Below are 15,836 nucleotides of genomic sequence, written 5' to 3'. Positions count from 1 at the left end.
TCTTAAGGTGACCATCTTCAGCGAACCGAGGAAACCCGTGGCCACTACCCCCGTCTCCCCTTCGACGAACGACGACGCCCCGCAGACGCCCGCCGTCGGCAAGGGGCGCGCCACGCCGACCCGCGCCGAGCAGGAGGCCGCCCGACGTCGGCCGCTGGTGGCCAACACCAAGGAGGCGAAGGCGGCCGCCCGGGCCGAGCTGAACGAGCGGCGCGCACGCGCCCAGGCGGGGATGGCCGCCGGTGAGGAGAAGTACCTCCCGGTGCGCGACAAGGGCCCGCAGCGGCGCTGGGTGCGCGACTACGTCGACGCGGGCTGGCACCCGGCGGAGTTCGTCATGGGCGTCATGGTGCTGGTGATCCTGGCGTCACTCCTGCCGACGAACCTCATGATCTCGTTCTACGCGTACCTGTTCATGATGGCGTACCTCGTCATCGCGATCGGCGGCATGATCCTGCTCGGCCTTCGGGTCAAGCGCAAGGCGGCCGCGAAGTTCGGCGCCGACCGCGTCGAGAAGGGCCTCGGATGGTACGCCGGCATGCGCGCACTGCAGATGCGGTTCATGCGCCTGCCGAAGCCGCAGGTCAAGCGCGGGCAGTACCCCGACTGACCAGCCCGCGGTTGATCTCGCGACCCCAGAACGGGCCGCGGTAGAGGAACGCCGTATACCCCTGCACCAGGGTCGCTCCAGCGTCCAGACGCTCCTGCACGTCGGCGGCTGTCTCCACTCCGCCAACCGCGATCACGCAGAAGTCCTCGGGCACCGCGGAACGGACGACCCTCAACACCTCGAGAGAGCGCCGCTTGAGGGGAGCACCGGAGAGCCCGCCGGCACCCGCAGCCTCGACCGTCGCGGCATCGGTGACGAGCCCGTCCCTGCTGATCGTGGTGTTGTGGGCAATGATCCCCGCTAGTCCCTCCGAAACGGCGAGCTGCGCGATCGCGGTGATCTCATCGTCGGCGAGGTCGGGCGCGATCTTGACCAGCAGCGGGGTCGAGCCCGAAGCGTCGCGGACGGCGCGCAGCAGTGGCGCCAGCGTCTCCACCGCCTGAAGCCCGCGAAGGCCGGGAGTGTTCGGAGAGGAGACGTTCACCGCGAGGTAGTCGGCGAGAGGCGCGAGCCGGGTGGCTGACGCGACGTAGTCGGCGGTCGCGTCCTCGACATCGACCACGCGGCTCTTGCCGATGTTGACCCCGATGACCGTGTCCGGCGCGCCCCGCCGGAGCCGGGCCAGACGACGGGCCGCGGCGTCCGCTCCCCTGTTGTTGAAGCCCATCCGGTTGATCACGGCACGGTCGGCGATCAGGCGGAAGAGCCGCGGCTTCGGATTCCCGTCCTGCGGGATCGCCGTGATCGTGCCCACCTCGACGTGTCCGAAGCCGAGCGCGGCGAGACCTCGTACGCCGACCGCGTTCTTGTCGAAGCCCGCGGCGATACCGAACGGCGACGGGAACGTGAGACCCAGCGCCTCCACACGCAGTGACGGATCCGGCCTGGTCATCGCGCGGGTCGCCCAGGACAGCGGCGGGACACCGACGGCACGGATGACGGCCATGCCGGCGTGGTGGGCGAACTCGGGATCGAAGCGCGACAGGACGGCGCGGAAGAGGAGGGGATACATCCCTGCCAGATTACCGGTCGCCCGCCTCCGCCTTCGCGTGGTCGGCGCGGAGATCGCCGATGGCCGCCTCGAAGTCCTCCAGAGAGTCGAACGCCTGATAGACGCTCGCGAATCGAAGGAACGCGACCTCATCGAGCTCACGCAGCGGACCCAGGATTGCCAGGCCGATCTCGTTGGTATCGAGCTGGGACACCCCGGTCTGACGCACCGCCTCTTCCACGCGCTGCGCGAGGATCGCCAGGTCGGCCTCCGTCACCGGACGCCCCTGACAGGCCTTTCGCACGCCGGAGATCACTTTCTCCCGGCTGAACGGCTCCATCACGCCCGAGCGCTTGATCACGTTCAGGCTGGCCGTCTCCGTCGTCGAGAACCGTCCTCCGCACTCCGGACACTGTCGGCGACGGCGGATCGAGAGTCCGTCGTCGCTGGTGCGGGAATCGATGACCCTGGAGTCGGGGTGACGGCAGAAGGGGCAGTGCATCTGACCGATCCTACGCGGTGAACCGCGCCTCGATCGCCTCACCGTGCGCGGGCAGCGCTTCGCTGTTCGCCAGGGCGACGACCCCCTCGCGAACCGCGGCCAGGGCGGCGCGATCGTAGGAGACGACCTGCTGCGGACGGAGGAAGGTATAGGCGCCGAGGCCCGGTGCGTAGCGCGCCTGGCCGCCGGTCGGCAGCACGTGGTTGCTCCCCGCCATGTAGTCGCCGAGGCTCACCGGGGTGTGGTCGCCCACGAACACCGCGCCGGCGCTGGTGAACGCCGCCGCTGCCTGCTCGGCGTCGGACAGGTGCAGTTCCAGGTGCTCCGGCGCGTACGCGTTGCTGAACGCCACCGCCATCGCGCGGTCGTCGACCAGGACGACCGCGGACTGCGGACCAGCCAACGCGGCAGCGACACGTGCGCTGTGGCGCGTCGCCGCGGTGAGCCGCTCGACCTCGGCGACGACCCGGTCCGCGAGTCCCTCCGCATCGGTGACGAGCACGGCCGACGCCTGCTCGTCGTGCTCGGCCTGGCTGACCAGGTCGGCGGCGACGAGACGCGGATCGGCGGTGGAATCCGCGACCACGAGGATCTCGGTCGCTCCAGCCTCGGAGTCCGTTCCGACGACACCCGCCACGGCCCGCTTGGCCGAGGCGACGTAGTTGTTGCCGGGGCCCGACACCACATCGACGGGATCGAGGCCGAGACCGGGGACACCGTGCGCGAAGGCACCGATCGCTCCCGCACCTCCCATGGCGTACACCTCGGTCACTCCGAGCAGAGCCGCGGCCGCCAGGATCGTCGGGTGGACACGACCGTCCTGATCCGCCTGCGGCGGCGAGGCCAGGGCGATCTGCTGCACCCCGGCGACCTGCGCGGGGACGACATTCATGACGACGCTCGACGGGTAGACGGCCTTTCCGCCGGGGATGTAGACACCGACCCTGTGCACGGGCTGCCACCGCTGAGTGATCGTGGCACCCGCGCCGATGGTCGTGACCTGCGAGGCCGGGACCTGAGCGGCTGAGGCCAGGCGCACGCGCTGGATCGCCTCGTCGAGCGCCGCCCGCACTGCCGGATCGAGCGAGTCGAGGGCCTGCGTCATGTGCGCCTCAGGCACGCGAACCTCGTGCCCGACGACCCGGTCGAACCGCTCCGCCTGCTCTCGCAGCGCACCCTCACCGCGCTCCCGCACCTCCTCGACGAGGCGTGCTGCGGTGTCGAGCGCCTCCGCGCGCGCCTGCGTGGCGCGGGGGACGGCCGCGAGCATGTCCGCGGGCGAGAGCTCGCGCCCCCGCAGATCGATCGTGCGCATGTCAGCCCTTCGTGATGTCGGTGATGTCGTGGAGGTATCCGATGCGGCCGTCGTCATGGCGAACGACGTAGGCCCCTCCGCGATCCTCGATCACCAGCGCCCACGCGGTCGGCCCCACCCGGAAGATCGGCTCGCCGCGCTCGTCGTGCACATCGCGCTCGGTGGGCGCCAGGATCCAGAACGGTTGCGCCGCCTCCGTGTACTGGCGGGGGATCGTGGCCTCGACGTCGTCGTCCTGCTCGTCCGCGACGATCGGATTGACGGCCGTGGCATCGTCGGGGACATCGACCGCTCCTGTCTCCTCTCGAGCGGTCGTGCCGAGGAGCGACTCGATGCTCCCGGTGTCGGAGACGATCTCGGGCTGCTCGGCCCGGGAACGCCGAGAGTAGCTCGGCGTGTACTCCTCCTCGTCGGCCACGGGTATCGTCCCCGTGCCTCCGCCCGACGCGTGCGCAGTGAGCGGGATCCGGTCCGAGTAGTCGGCCGGGTACGAGTCGGTGTCGGCGTGACGCCGATCGCCATCGACCGCATCGGGTACCACGTCGGTGACGGCGTCGGTTGCGGTGTCCGGGCTGGTGGGGGGTCCGGTGTCGATGACCGCGTCCGTGTCGGACTCCTCCGGCGACCCCACCGCCGCCTCGTCCTGAGTCTCTCCGGACGTCGACTCCGGGCGCGGACGGGCGATCACCGGCCGGACGGGATTCGCGTTCCGGTGCGCGAGAGTCACCAGCCGACCCTGGAAGTCTTCACGCAGCCCCGGGATCAGCGGTGCGAAAACGGTCAGGACGACCAGCGCCACCGACGTGATGACCTGCACGAGCGCGTTCCACGGCAGACCCCACTGACCCGTGGCGATCGCGGCGGACACCGCCAGCCAGAGGTTGCCCGCCCACACGCACGCGGATACGACGAAGGCAACGGAGGCGAACTGATCGATGCCCAACGAGCCCACGCGGCGGATGCCGTCGGGAGAGAACCGGCGCAGCACCAGCAGGAACACGGCCACCGTCGGGACGCCGATCGGCAGGATCCACTGGATGCCGATGCCCCACAGCGAGACGCCGCCGCTGAGGGGGAAGAAGGAGACGAGGAACGACACCAGCCAGACGCCGACGATCAACAGCTCACGCAGCGTGAAGCCGAGGATGCCGTACTCCGGGGTCACTTCGTCGTCATAGAGGACGCCGTCCTCGTCGCTGAACACCGCGTCGCCGGCATCCGGCTCGGGAAGTTCCGTGCTCATAGTGGTCCTTTCATCACCGGCGCACTCTGGCCGTGGCGGTGCTGTCGACGGCTCCCGATCCTACCCGTTCACCCCAGACAGGTCGGGCCGAGCAGTGACTTGAGGTCGCCGAAGAGGTCGGCCGACACCTTCACCGGCATCGGGACCTCGAACACCTTCGCCGTCCCGCCGCGGTGCACCCGAAGCAGCACCTCGGTCTCGCCGTTGTGCCGTCGCAGCACCTCGGCAAGCTCGTGCATCACGCGCTCGGTGGCGCGCTGCTCCGCGAGCACGAGCGACAGCGGGCCTGCGGCGTCGAACGAGCCCACATCGGGTGCGAAGGCCGACTGGGCATGCAGGTTGAGGCCGTCGTCGCGGCGCGACACCCTCCCCCGCACGGCCAGGATCGCGTCCTGCTGGAGGGTGTGCTGGAACTCCGTGTACGTCTTGCCCATGAACATCACGGTGACCTCGCCGTTGAAGTCCTCGACCGTGATCATGCCGTACGGGTTTCCGCTGGCCTTCGCCACCCGGTGCTGCACGCTCGTGACCAGGCCCGCGACCGTCACCTGGTCGCCGTCCTGCAGGTCCTCCGAGTTGTTGAGGTCATGGATCGAGATCGACGCGTGCTTCGCCAAAGGCACCTCGAGGCCCGCGAGCGGATGGTCGGACACGTACAGCCCGAGCATCTCCCGCTCGAACGCCAGCTTGTCCTTCTTGATCCACTCGGGTCGGGCGGGGACCTTGGCCGGCGCGACCTCCTCCAGCCCGTCGTACAGGCTGTCGAAGTCGAACCCGATCGCGCCCTGAGCCTCGTTGCGCTTCCGGTCGACCGCGGCCTCCACGGCGTCCTCGTGCACCTCCAGCAGCGCACGCCTCGTGTCGCCCATCGAGTCGAACGCGCCCGCCTTGATGAGCGACTCCACGGTGCGCTTGTTGGCGACATGCAGCGGGACCTTGTCGAGGAAGTGGTGGAACGACGTGAAGCGCTCATCCTTCCTGGCCTGCACGATCCCGTCGACGACGTTGGTGCCCACGTTGCGCACCGCTCCCAGACCGAAGCGGATGTCGTCGCCGACGGCGGCGAAGAAGTTGATCGACTCCGAGACGTCGGGCGGCAGCACCCGGATACCCATGCGGCGGCACTCGTTTAGGTACAGCGCCATCTTGTCCTTCGAGTCGCCGACGCTCGTCAGCAGCGCCGCCATGTACTCGGCCGGGTAGTGCGCCTTCAGGTACGCGGTCCAGTAGGACACGAGACCATACGCGGCGGAGTGCGCTTTGTTGAACGCGTAGTCGGAGAAGGGCAGGAGGATGTCCCACAGCGCCTTGATCGCGCCCTCGCCGAAGCCGCGCTCCTTCATACCGCCGGCGAAGCCCTCGTACTGCTTGTCCAGCTCGGACTTCTTCTTCTTGCCCATCGCGCGACGGAGGATGTCGGCCTGACCGAGGCTGAACCCGGCGACCTTCTGCGCGATGGCCATCACCTGCTCCTGGTAGATGATGAGGCCGTAGGACTCCTCCAGGATCTCGGCCAGGGGTTCCTCGAGCTCCGGGTGGATCGGCGTGATCTGCTGCTGGCCGTTCTTGCGCAGCGCGTAGTTCGTGTGCGAGTTCGCGCCCATCGGGCCCGGGCGGTACAGTGCGATGAGGGCCGAGATGTCACCGAAGTTGTCCGGCTTCATCAGGCGCATGAGCGACCGCAGCGGAGGGCTGTCGAGCTGGAACACGCCCAGCGTGTCGCCGCGCGCGAGGAGCTCGTACACCGCAGGGTCGTCGAGTCCGAGGTGCTCGAGGTCGAGCTCCTCGCCTCGGTTCATGCGGATGTTGTCGAGCGCGTCCGAGATGATCGTGAGGTTGCGCAACCCCAGGAAGTCCATCTTGATCAGGCCGAGCGTCTCGCACGACGGGTAGTCGAACTGCGTGACGATCTGCCCGTCCTGCTCGCGGCGCATGATGGGGATGATGTCGAGCAGCGGCTCCGACGACATGATCACACCGGCAGCGTGCACGCCCCACTGGCGCTTGAGGCCCTCGAGCCCGAGCGCGCGATCGAACACCGTCTTCGCCTCGGGGTCGGTCTCGATCAGCGCCCGGAACTCGCTCGCCTCCTTGTAGCGCGGGTGCGCGGAGTCGAACATGCCGTCGAGGGGCATGTCCTTGCCCATGACGGCGGGGGGCATGGCCTTGGTCAGACGCTCCCCCATGCTGAACGGGAACCCGAGCACGCGACCGGCATCCTTGAGCGCCTGCTTGGACTTGATCGTGCCGTAGGTCACGATCTGCGCCACGCGCTCGGAGCCGTACTTCTCCGTCACGTACTCGATGACCTCGCCACGGCGGCGGTCGTCGAAGTCGACGTCGAAGTCGGGCATCGAGACGCGGTCCGGGTTGAGGAAGCGCTCGAAGATGAGACCGTGCTCCAGGGGGTCGAGGTCGGTGATCCGCATCGCGTACGCCACCATCGATCCGGCACCGGAGCCTCGGCCGGGACCGACGCGGATGCCGTTGTCCTTGGCCCAGTTGATGAAGTCGGCGACGACGAGGAAGTAGCCAGGGAACCCCATCTGCAGGATGATGCCGGTCTCGTACTCCGCCTGCTTGCGCACCCGGTCGGGGATACCGCTCGGGTAGCGGTAGTGGAGGCCCTTCTCGACCTCCTTGATGAGCCAGCTGTCTTCGGTCTCGCCGTCCGGCACGGGGAAGCGGGGCATGTAGTTGGCGGAGGTGTTGAACTCCACCTCGCAGCGCTCGGCGATCAGCAGCGTGTTGTCGCACGCCTCCGGGTGATCGCGGAACAGCTGCCGCATCTCGGCCGCGGTCTTGATGTAGTACCCGTCGCCGTCGAACTTGAAGCGGTTCGGGTCGTCGAGCGTTGACCCCGACTGCACGCACAACAGCGCCTCGTGCGCGTCGGCCTCGTGCTGGTGCGTGTAGTGCGAGTCGTTCGTGGCCACCAGCGGGATGCCCAGGTCTTTGGCCAGCCGCAGTAGGTCGGTCATCACCCGGCGCTCGATCGACAGGCCGTGGTCCATGATCTCGGCGAAGTAGTTCTCCTTGCCGAAGATGTCCTGGAACTCCGCCGCCGCCGCCCGCGCCGCGTCGTACTGCCCGAGACGAAGACGCGTCTGCACCTCGCCCGAGGGGCACCCGGTCGTCGCGATGAGGCCCTTGCCGTAGGTCTGCAGCAGCTCGCGGTCCATACGGGGCTTGAAGTAGTAGCCCTCCATGCTCGACAGCGAGCTAAGCCGGAAGAGGTTGTGCATCCCCTCGGTGCTCTGACTCCACATGGTCATGTGGGTGTACGCGCCGGACCCCGAGACGTCGTCGCTCTTCTGATCGGGCGAGCCCCACTGCACGCGGGTCTTGTCGCTGCGGTGCGTGCCGGGGGTGACGTACGCCTCCAGCCCGACGATCGGCTTGATGCCCGCGGCCTGAGCCGCCCGGTAGAACTCGAACGCCGCGAACGTGTTGCCGTGGTCGGTCACGGCGATGGCCGGCATGCCGTAGTCGGCCGCCGCCTGCGTCATGGCATTGATCTTCGCCGCGCCGTCCAGCATCGAGTATTCGCTGTGCACATGCAGGTGGACGAAGGAATCGGATGCCATGTTCCGAGTCTACGGCGGGGCCCCGACACCGAGATCGTTGCCGGGGCCCGTTTCCGGGTCGCCGTGGCTGTCAGGGGATCGCGTCGACGATCGACACCGTCGCGGTGTATCGGATGTCGGGGACGTCGGTCGGAACCATGTCGCCGTCCGCACCGTCCGTGCGGTCGTAGCGCAGCGTGTACTCGCTCATCCAGCCGGTCGTCGTATCGACCGTCAGGGTGTCGGTCCGCGCATCGATGTGCTGGAACCGTGCGCGGTAGATCACGGTCCCACCGGACGGGGTGGCCTCGACGAGCGGGGAGAGGGCGAGGGCCGAGATCAGTGCCTCGCGGAGATCGGCCGGGGCCACATTAGACCGGAGCGCGTCCATGATCGTGATGACCGCTGCCTCGTCCGCCTGTTCCGGCACCATCTCGTACCCGCGCTCGAAGCTCTTCGCGAACTCCAGCAACGCCTGCGGATCTCGGGGGAACTGCGCGAAATACTCTGTCGAGCCGGTGGGCGGCCCCACCTCGGTGTCGAATCCCCCGGTGAACGTCCATCGGCCCACGCTGTCGTTCGCCGGGAACAGGTTGTCCCAGGCCAGCTCCCCCGCAGGCCACTGGTCCTCGGGGAAGAACTGCAGCCGCTGGGAGTTCGGGCCGTTGCTCCCCCTCCACTCGCCCGAGCGATCAGCGGGGACGAACGTCTCGCTGTGGTCCCGAACCAGGAGCGCGCCGATCGGCGCGAGGCCGTCCTGATGCCAGGGCCAGGTGAACACCGTCACCCGCGCGTCCCGATACAGGAGAGAGTCCACCGTCGTGGTGACGTGCAGATACTGCCCCGCCTGCGGGGTCGTACCGGGGAACGGCTCGGTCGCACCCGTCCCCGACGTCGCCGACGGACGCGGCAGCGGGTCGCCGTGCGGGCGCGGATCGAGCGTCTGCACCGGCACGGCCTCCACGCGCGGCTCCGGTGCCGTCAGCTGGCTCAGCATCACGACCCCGGCCGTGGCAGCCGCGACCCCCGCGACCGCCCCGGCGACGAGGAACAGCGGCCGGCGCACCCTCCGTGCCCGCTCGGCCGCCACCCCCGCGTCGATCCCCGTGAGAAGCCGTGCCCTGGCCGACGTCAGGTGCTCCTCGCTGAGGCCGGCCCCCCGGTTGACCTCACGCACGCGCTCGAAAACGTCCATCGACTTCTCCCTTCTTCTCCGTGACCATCGTGTTCCGACCGCGGGCGCGCGCCGGATCCAACCGTGTCCGCACCCGGTTCATGCGGGACCTCACCGTTCCCACGGGAACGCCGAGGGCGAGCGCGATCTCCTCGTAGCTCAGGTCGCCCCAGGCGTAGAGCAGAAGAGTCTCGCGGTCTTTCGCCGACAGCGCGGCGATCAGCGGGGCGAGCTGACGGGTCGAGAGCTCGGCGTCGAGCCGGGCGATCGTCCCGTCGAGGTCGCCGTGAGCGATGTGCTCCTCACGGGCCGCCGACTGCGCCGCCGACCGCAGGTGCTTCGCCTCGCGCGCCCTGTGCTTCTTGATCAGCCGCGACGCGATGCCGTACAACCACGGGAGTGCGGAGTCCCAGGACGTGTCGAACGACGACCGCCGCGCGAAGGCGACGAGGAACGTCTCGCTGAGGACGTCCTCTCCGGCATCCATCCCGAGGCGGCGGGCGGCATAGCCACCCACCGCGCCGGCGTGTCTGTCGAACAGTTCGGCGAACGCCCGGGGTTGCCCGAGCGACCGCTGAATGATCTCGCTGTCTGTGCTCACACTATGTATTGCCTCAGAACCACGATCCGGTTCGAAACTCGTCGCGGCGCCCCGGCGACGACCGATCCGCCGCGCGTTCCCCGGTCCTCACTCACCCGGTCGGTCACTCCACGACGGCCCGTCACCGCAGGTCGAGACGCATGAGCACCCGGGGGAACCCGTCGAGCACGGACCCGGTGTCGGCAGCCTTCGTGAAGCCGGCACCCTCGAACAGGGACCGGGTCCCCACGTACGCCATCGTGAGGTTCACCTTCTCCCCCGCGTTGTCGACCGGATATCCCTCGATCGCTGGAGCCCCGCGTTCCCTGGCGTACGCGACCGCGCCGTCGATCAGCGCGTGCGAGACACCCTGCTTGCGGAATCCCGGGCGCACGCGGAAACACCACAGCGACCAGACGTCCAGATCGTCGACGTGCGGGATGAGGCGATTGCGCGCGAAGCTGGTGTCACGCCGGGGATGCAGAGCCGCCCACCCCACGGGCTCATCGTCGAGATACGCGATGACGCCCGGCGGCGGGTCCTGGTGGCACAGCTCGCGCACGCGATCCGCACGAGCCTGCCCGCGCAGGGACACGTTCTCCTTGTTGCCGATCCGATAGCTGAGGCAGAAGCAGACGTTCGACGTCGGCTTCTTCGGACCCACCAGTGTCGCGACGTCGTCGAAGACGGTCGCGGGGCGCACCACGATGCTCATGCGGTCAGTGTGGCGCACACCACCGACACCGCGCGCGCGGCACCCCGGGACAGCCGCTACTCCCCGCGCAGCACGTCCAGCGCGTGCCGGAAGTCCGCCGGGTACGGCGACTCGAACTGCACCCACTCGCCGGTGGTCGGGTGCGCGAACGCGAGCTGGTGGGCGTGCAGCCACTGTCGCGTCAACCCGAGCCGTGCGGACAGCGTGGGGTCGGCGCCGTACAGCGGGTCCCCGACGCAGGGGTGACGATGCGCGGCCATGTGCACGCGGATCTGATGCGTGCGCCCGGTCTCCAGGTGGATCTCCAGCAGCGAGGCTCCGGGAAACGCCTCGAGCGTCTCGTAGTGCGTGACCGATGGCTTGCCGTCCGGCACGACCGCGAACTTCCACGAGTGATTCGGGTGGCGCCCGATGGGCGCGTCGATCGTGCCGACGAGCGGGTCGGGGTGTCCCTGGACGACCGCGTGATAGATCTTCTCGACCGTCCGCTCCTTGAACGCGCGCTTGAGCGCGGTGTACGCGCTCTCGCTCTTGGCGACGACCATGAGCCCGCTCGTGCCCACATCGAGCCGATGCACCACGCCCTGCCGTTCCGGAGCCCCGCTCGTGGCGATCCGGAAACCCGCGGCGGCCAGAGCCCCGACGACCGTGGGCCCTTCCCAGCCCAGCGAGGGATGGGCGGCGACCCCGGTGGGCTTGTCGACCACCACGATGTCGTCGTCGTCATACACGATGCCCAGCTCGGGCACCGCGATCGGCTCGATCCTCGGCGCCTCCCTGGGCTGCCACTCCACCTCGAGCCAGGCCCCGCCGTGCAGACGGTCCGACTTGTCGAGCGTCGCGCCGTCCTGCCGCACACCGCCGCTCGCCGCGACCTCCGCCGCGAACGTCCGCGAGAAGCCGAGCAGCTTCGCGAGGGCCGCGTCGACGCGCGTGCCGTCGAGCCCGTCCGGGACGGGGAGAGAGCGCGACTCCACGCTCAGCGCTCCTCGGGAGACGACGACCCCGCCTCGGCCGACGCGCGTCCGTCGACGACACGGTCGCTCTCACTCACCGCAGCCTCGTGCTCGGCCGCGACGGCCTCTGCGTCCTCATCGGTCTCCACCGGCGCGTGGTCGCGCTCGCGGGTGCCGTCGAAGCGCAGGCCGAACACCACCAGCAGTGCCACCGAGATCATGCCGGTGACGATGAAGATGTCGGCGACGTTGAAGATCGCGGGCATCATCCACGGCATGGAGATCATGTCGACCACGTGGCCGACCGGGAACCCGGGCTCGCGGAACAGCCGGTCGCTGAGGTTGCCGAGCACACCGCCGAGCAGGCAGCCGAGGACGACGGCCCACAACCGGGACCTCAGGCCGAAGGCCTTCCAGACGATCACTCCCGCGACGACCGCGAGGGCGATCGTGAAGATCCACGTGACCTCGGACCCGAGCGAGAACGCCGCTCCGGGGTTGCGGATGTAATACAGCTGCAGGAACTCCCCGAGCACGGGGACGACCTCGTGCAGCGGAAGGTGCTCGATGGTGAGGTACTTCACAAACTGATCGGCGGCCAGCACGACCGCTGCGAGAATCGCAACGAGCGCGCCGGCCGCCGACCGACGAAGGGGACGACGTCCTGTCAACGCGACGCCTTACAGGCCGATCGCGGAGACGGGCGTGGAGTCCGTGGAAGCCGACTTCTCGTCGAGGTCGCGGAGCTGACCCTCGATGTAGCCGCGCAGCTGAGCACGGTAGTCGCGCTCGAAGTTGCGGAGCTCGGTAATGCGGGCCTCGAGCGTGTTGCGCTCGCGCTCCAGACGCGCCGACTCCTCCCGCTGCTTGGCCTCGGCCTCGGTGCGGATGCGAGCGACCTCGGTCTCCGCCTCCGCGATGAGCGCGTTGCGCTTGGCCTCACCCTCGGCGACGTGCTCGTCGTGCAGACGCTGGGCGAGCTCGATGATCCCGGCGGTCGCCGTGGCAGAACCGGTCGGAGCGGGCTCGGCGGGCGTGGCCTCGGCGGCGGGCGCGGCCACCGGCTTCGGGGCGGGGGTCTCGGCGGCGGCGGGCGCGGCACCGGACTCGTACGCGGCCAGCTTGGCCTTCAGCTCGGCATTCTCCTCGAGGGCCTTGCGCCACTCGATGACGATCTCGTCGAGGAAGTCGTCGACCTCGTCCGGGTCGAAGCCGTCCTTGAAGCGGACGTGCTGGAACTGCTTGGTGACGACGTCATCCGGGGTAAGTGCCATGGGTGGCTCCTCTTTCGATGAGTTCGATTGCCAGTACCGATGTATGGCGTGTTCGTGATGTGGCGCGAACCCGGGGCGCGCACCTGGGTGCCAGCATAGCCCCCGAGCCTTGGCCTCGCGACGCCGCGACACCCAGGCTCGGCGAACTCACCGGCGCCCTGAGGCGCGACACGCCACGGCGTCAGCGGATGAAGAGCCGGACGATGTTCATCAGGATCAGCACCACCAGCAGGGTGAGCGCGAACCCGAAATCGAGCGACAGCTGCCCGATGCGCAGCGGCGGGATGATCCGCCGGAAGAACCGGATCGGCGGATCGGTGACCGTGTAGACGGCCTCCGCGGCGACGAGGCCGAATCCCTTCGGACGCCACTCCCGGTTGAACAGGGGGATGTAGTCCAGGATGAGCCGCGCGAAGAGCACGAAGATGTACAGCAGCAGCACCAGGTGGACGATGCTGGCGAGGACCGAGACCAGCTGCACGGGTTAGGAGTGGTCGAAGCCCGCGGACTCGGCGTCCGCGTGCGCGATTCCCCCGTGCCCGGACACCGCGATGTTCTCCGGCGAGAGCAGGAACACCTTGGAGGTGACGCGCTCGATACGGCCGTACAGGCCGAGGGAGAGACCGCTCGCGAAGTCGATGAGGCGACGCGCGTCGGCGTCGCTCATCTGGGAGAGGTTGATGATGACCGGGACGCCCTCGCGGAAGTTCTCCGCGATGAGCTGCGCATCGCGGTACTGCTTCGGGTGGACGGTGAGGATCTCGTTCACGGCTCCTGCTGCGGGCTGACGGACGGCGACGGGACGACGGAGGGGCGTGACGGGGGCCGGGGTCGGCTCCTCGCGCTCGCGCTCACGCTCACGGTGGGCGCGGGCGGGTGCCTGCGTCTCCTCCTCGTAGACCTCTTCCTCGTCGGCGAGGCCGAGATACACCATGGTCTTCTTCAGCGGGTTACCCATCGTGTCCTCCGGTTCGAACGTCTCGGGCTGGTCTTGTCACAGGTTAACCCCGGTCGGGGCGCGGTCCCGTGATTGCGGAACCGATGCGCAGGTGTGTCGCGCCGGCGGCGATGGCTTCGACGAAGTCGCCGGTCATACCGGCCGAGATCCACGTGGCCGTCGGCTCGATCGTGCGGATGCCGTCGGCGATGCCCCGGAGCCGCGCGAACGCGGAGGCGGGCTCCTCGTCCAGCGGCGCGACGGCCATGACGCCGCGCAGCCGCAGCGACGGCAGCGACAGCACGTGCTCGGCCAGAGCGGTCGCCGCGTCGGGTGCGACACCGCCGCGACCCGGGTCGTCGGTCAGATTGATCTGCACGAGCACGTCGAGCACATCGTCGCCGTCGGCCGCTCGATGCAACGCGTCGGCGAAGCGGTCGCGGTCGACGGAGTGCACCACGTCGGCGCTGCGCCGGATGGCCCCCGCCTTGTTGGTCTGCCCCTGGCCGATGAAGTGCCACTGCAGGTCGAGGTCGGCGAGCTCCGTGGCCTTCGCGGTCAGCTCCTGCTGGCGGTTCTCCCCCACCGCCGAGACGCCGAGGGCGTGCAGCTCGCGCACGAGAGCCGCCGGGTGGAACTTCGTCACGACGATCCGGGTGATCTCCTCCGGTGCGCGACCGGCCGCGCGCGCGGCGTCGGCGATCCGTTCGTCGATCGCCGACAGCCGCGCCGCGAGCTCCGATGGCGCCGGAGCACCCATCGGAGCCGTCACTTCAGGAATTCGGGGATGTCGATGTCGTCGTCGGCGAATGCCGGCTCGATGCTGGTGGCCGGCGTGCGCTGCGGTGCCGGGGCCGACTCGGTGGCGGGCGTCTCCGCGGGCTTCTCGGCCTCGTCCGAGAGGGCGACCTCCGGCAGCGATGCGGTGGACGGCCGGGAGACGACCATCGGGTCCAGGCGCAGCGACGGCTCCCCGCCGTCGAAGCCCGCGGCGATGACCGTGACGCGCACCTCGTCGCCGAGCGTGTCGTCGATGACGGTACCGAAGATGATGTTCGCCTCCGGGTGCGCGGCCTCCTTCACCAGGTCCGCGGCGTCATGGATCTCGAAGATGCCCAGGTTCGAGCCACCCTGGATCGAGAGGAGCACGCCGTGCGCACCCTCGATCGAGGCTTCCAGCAGCGGAGACTCGACCGCGAGCTCGGCGGCCTTGATGGCCCGGTCGGCGCCGCGCGCCGACCCGATGCCCATGAGCGCGGATCCCGCACCCTGCATGACCGACTTGACGTCGGCGAAGTCGAGGTTGATCAGACCGGGGGTGGTGATGAGGTCCGTGATGCCCTGGACACCGGCGAGGAGCACCTGGTCGGCGGTCGCGAAGGCCTCGATCATCGAGATGCCGCGGTCGCTGATCTCCAGGAGGCGGTCGTTGGGCACCACGATGAGGGTGTCGACCTCTTCCTTGAGCTTGGCGACGCCGGCCTCCGCCTGGCTCTGGCGGCGGCGACCCTCGAACGAGAACGGCTTGGTGACGACACCGATCGTCAGGGCGCCGATCGACTTGGCGATGCGGGCGACGACGGGCGCGCCACCGGTTCCGGTGCCACCGCCCTCTCCGGCGGTGACGAACACCATGTCGGCGCCGGTCAGCGCCTGCTCGATCTCCTCCGCGTGGTCTTCCGCAGCACGGCGACCGACCTCCGGGTCGGCACCCGCCCCGAGACCGCGCGTGAGCTCGCGGCCGACGTCGAGCTTGACGTCGGCGTCGCTCATGAGCAGCGCCTGCGCATCGGTGTTCACGGCGATGAACTCGACTCCGCGGAGCCCGAGCTCGATCATGCGGTTGACGGCGTTGACGCCGCCACCGCCGACGCCGACGACCTTGATCACGGCGAGGTAGTTCTGGTTCTGGCTCATGGCCGGCCTCCGATTAGTCGAGCCTTGGATGGGAACCTTAAACCTCAACTAGAGGT

General features: G+C 69.1%; 16 protein-coding genes. 1 reads left to right on the top strand and 15 read right to left on the bottom strand.

All coding sequences use genetic code 11. The features are described from left to right. The first annotated feature begins 37 nt into the window (after positions 1-37). On the top strand, positions 38-610 hold the full coding sequence (locus ACWGQ1_RS12985) for a DUF3043 domain-containing protein (protein ID WP_136031354.1): 573 nt from the start codon (positions 38-40) through the stop codon (positions 608-610). On the opposite strand, the gene ACWGQ1_RS12980 is transcribed toward ACWGQ1_RS12985, so the two are convergent. The 15 genes from ACWGQ1_RS12980 to ftsZ all read right to left on the bottom strand — a co-directional run bounded on the left by ACWGQ1_RS12980 (position 585) and on the right by ftsZ (position 15,780). Then, positions 585-1,622 (bottom strand): quinone-dependent dihydroorotate dehydrogenase, encoded by a 1,038-nt coding sequence (locus ACWGQ1_RS12980; RefSeq protein WP_247981854.1) that lies wholly within the window; start codon positions 1,620-1,622, stop codon positions 585-587. The two genes, ACWGQ1_RS12985 and ACWGQ1_RS12980, sit on opposite strands and share 26 nt — an antisense overlap. A 10-nt stretch (positions 1,623-1,632) precedes the next feature. Continuing rightward, entirely contained in the window at positions 1,633-2,103 is a 471-nt protein-coding gene (gene nrdR, locus ACWGQ1_RS12975) for a transcriptional regulator NrdR (protein ID WP_136037296.1), read from the bottom strand. A 10-nt stretch (positions 2,104-2,113) separates the two neighbouring features. Continuing rightward, positions 2,114-3,418 carry a histidinol dehydrogenase gene (hisD, locus tag ACWGQ1_RS12970; protein ID WP_136031349.1) on the bottom strand — a complete coding sequence of 435 codons (1,305 nt, stop codon included), beginning with the start codon at positions 3,416-3,418 and terminating at the stop codon, positions 2,114-2,116. Between the two features lies 1 nt (position 3,419). Beyond that, on the bottom strand, positions 3,420-4,661 hold the full coding sequence (locus ACWGQ1_RS12965; protein WP_452313088.1) for a hypothetical protein: 1,242 nt from the start codon (positions 4,659-4,661) through the stop codon (positions 3,420-3,422). 68 nt (positions 4,662-4,729) lie between these two features. Further along, entirely contained in the window at positions 4,730-8,248 is a 3,519-nt protein-coding gene (dnaE, locus tag ACWGQ1_RS12960; protein ID WP_136031345.1) for a DNA polymerase III subunit alpha, read from the bottom strand. Between the two features lie 70 nt (positions 8,249-8,318). Beyond that, the gene (locus ACWGQ1_RS12955) at positions 8,319-9,422 is read right to left on the bottom strand and encodes a hypothetical protein (RefSeq protein WP_452313087.1); all 1,104 of its coding nucleotides are present in this window, start codon (positions 9,420-9,422) and stop codon (positions 8,319-8,321) included. After that, on the bottom strand, positions 9,397-10,002 hold the full coding sequence (locus tag ACWGQ1_RS12950) for an RNA polymerase sigma factor (RefSeq protein ID WP_136037292.1): 606 nt from the start codon (positions 10,000-10,002) through the stop codon (positions 9,397-9,399). The genes ACWGQ1_RS12955 and ACWGQ1_RS12950 overlap by 26 nt, the downstream gene beginning before the upstream one ends. 121 nt (positions 10,003-10,123) lie before the next feature. Further along, a complete protein-coding gene (locus tag ACWGQ1_RS12945) occupies positions 10,124-10,696 on the bottom strand; it encodes a GNAT family N-acetyltransferase (RefSeq protein WP_136031339.1) in 573 nt (190 codons plus the stop codon). A gap of 56 nt (positions 10,697-10,752) precedes the next feature. Beyond that, positions 10,753-11,673: an RluA family pseudouridine synthase gene (locus tag ACWGQ1_RS12940; protein WP_136031337.1), complete on the bottom strand. Its 921-nt coding sequence runs from the start codon at positions 11,671-11,673 to the stop codon at positions 10,753-10,755. A 2-nt stretch (positions 11,674-11,675) separates the two neighbouring features. Further along, the gene (lspA, locus tag ACWGQ1_RS12935) at positions 11,676-12,236 is read right to left on the bottom strand and encodes a signal peptidase II (RefSeq protein ID WP_240744563.1); all 561 of its coding nucleotides are present in this window, start codon (positions 12,234-12,236) and stop codon (positions 11,676-11,678) included. A gap of 96 nt (positions 12,237-12,332) precedes the next feature. Further along, positions 12,333-12,926, bottom strand: coding sequence for a DivIVA domain-containing protein (locus ACWGQ1_RS12930; RefSeq protein WP_136031335.1), 594 nt, complete (start codon positions 12,924-12,926; stop codon positions 12,333-12,335). 181 nt (positions 12,927-13,107) lie between these two features. Then, entirely contained in the window at positions 13,108-13,407 is a 300-nt protein-coding gene (locus ACWGQ1_RS12925) for a YggT family protein (RefSeq protein ID WP_136031333.1), read from the bottom strand. Between the two features lie 3 nt (positions 13,408-13,410). Further along, complete coding sequence (locus ACWGQ1_RS12920) at positions 13,411-13,884, bottom strand: cell division protein SepF (RefSeq protein ID WP_136031331.1); 474 nt, start codon at positions 13,882-13,884, stop codon at positions 13,411-13,413. Positions 13,885-13,927: 43 nt separating this feature from the next. Next, the gene (locus ACWGQ1_RS12915; protein WP_136045642.1) at positions 13,928-14,623 is read right to left on the bottom strand and encodes a YggS family pyridoxal phosphate-dependent enzyme; all 696 of its coding nucleotides are present in this window, start codon (positions 14,621-14,623) and stop codon (positions 13,928-13,930) included. 8 nt (positions 14,624-14,631) lie between these two features. Further along, the gene (gene ftsZ / locus ACWGQ1_RS12910; protein WP_136031329.1) at positions 14,632-15,780 is read right to left on the bottom strand and encodes a cell division protein FtsZ; all 1,149 of its coding nucleotides are present in this window, start codon (positions 15,778-15,780) and stop codon (positions 14,632-14,634) included. Positions 15,781-15,836 lie beyond the last annotated feature (56 nt).

Source organism: Microbacterium sp. NPDC055599 (assembly GCF_053618975.1).
Note: the sequence above shows the minus strand (reverse complement) of the source record. Positions and strands in the feature narration are given on the sequence as shown.

Coding starts and splice junctions, on each gene's coding strand:
- ACWGQ1_RS12945 (WP_136031339.1), bottom strand. CDS start 10,696: ATGAGCATCGTGGTGCGCCCCGCGACCGTCTTCGACGACGTCGCGACA.
- ACWGQ1_RS12915 (WP_136045642.1), bottom strand. CDS start 14,623: ATGGGTGCTCCGGCGCCATCGGAGCTCGCGGCGCGGCTGTCGGCGATC.
- ACWGQ1_RS12955 (WP_452313087.1), bottom strand. CDS start 9,422: ATGGACGTTTTCGAGCGCGTGCGTGAGGTCAACCGGGGGGCCGGCCTC.
- nrdR (WP_136037296.1), bottom strand. CDS start 2,103: ATGCACTGCCCCTTCTGCCGTCACCCCGACTCCAGGGTCATCGATTCC.
- hisD (WP_136031349.1), bottom strand. CDS start 3,418: ATGCGCACGATCGATCTGCGGGGGCGCGAGCTCTCGCCCGCGGACATG.
- ACWGQ1_RS12920 (WP_136031331.1), bottom strand. CDS start 13,884: ATGGGTAACCCGCTGAAGAAGACCATGGTGTATCTCGGCCTCGCCGAC.
- ACWGQ1_RS12980 (WP_247981854.1), bottom strand. CDS start 1,622: ATGTATCCCCTCCTCTTCCGCGCCGTCCTGTCGCGCTTCGATCCCGAG.
- ACWGQ1_RS12965 (WP_452313088.1), bottom strand. CDS start 4,661: ATGAGCACGGAACTTCCCGAGCCGGATGCCGGCGACGCGGTGTTCAGC.
- ftsZ (WP_136031329.1), bottom strand. CDS start 15,780: ATGAGCCAGAACCAGAACTACCTCGCCGTGATCAAGGTCGTCGGCGTC.
- ACWGQ1_RS12930 (WP_136031335.1), bottom strand. CDS start 12,926: ATGGCACTTACCCCGGATGACGTCGTCACCAAGCAGTTCCAGCACGTC.
- dnaE (WP_136031345.1), bottom strand. CDS start 8,248: ATGGCATCCGATTCCTTCGTCCACCTGCATGTGCACAGCGAATACTCG.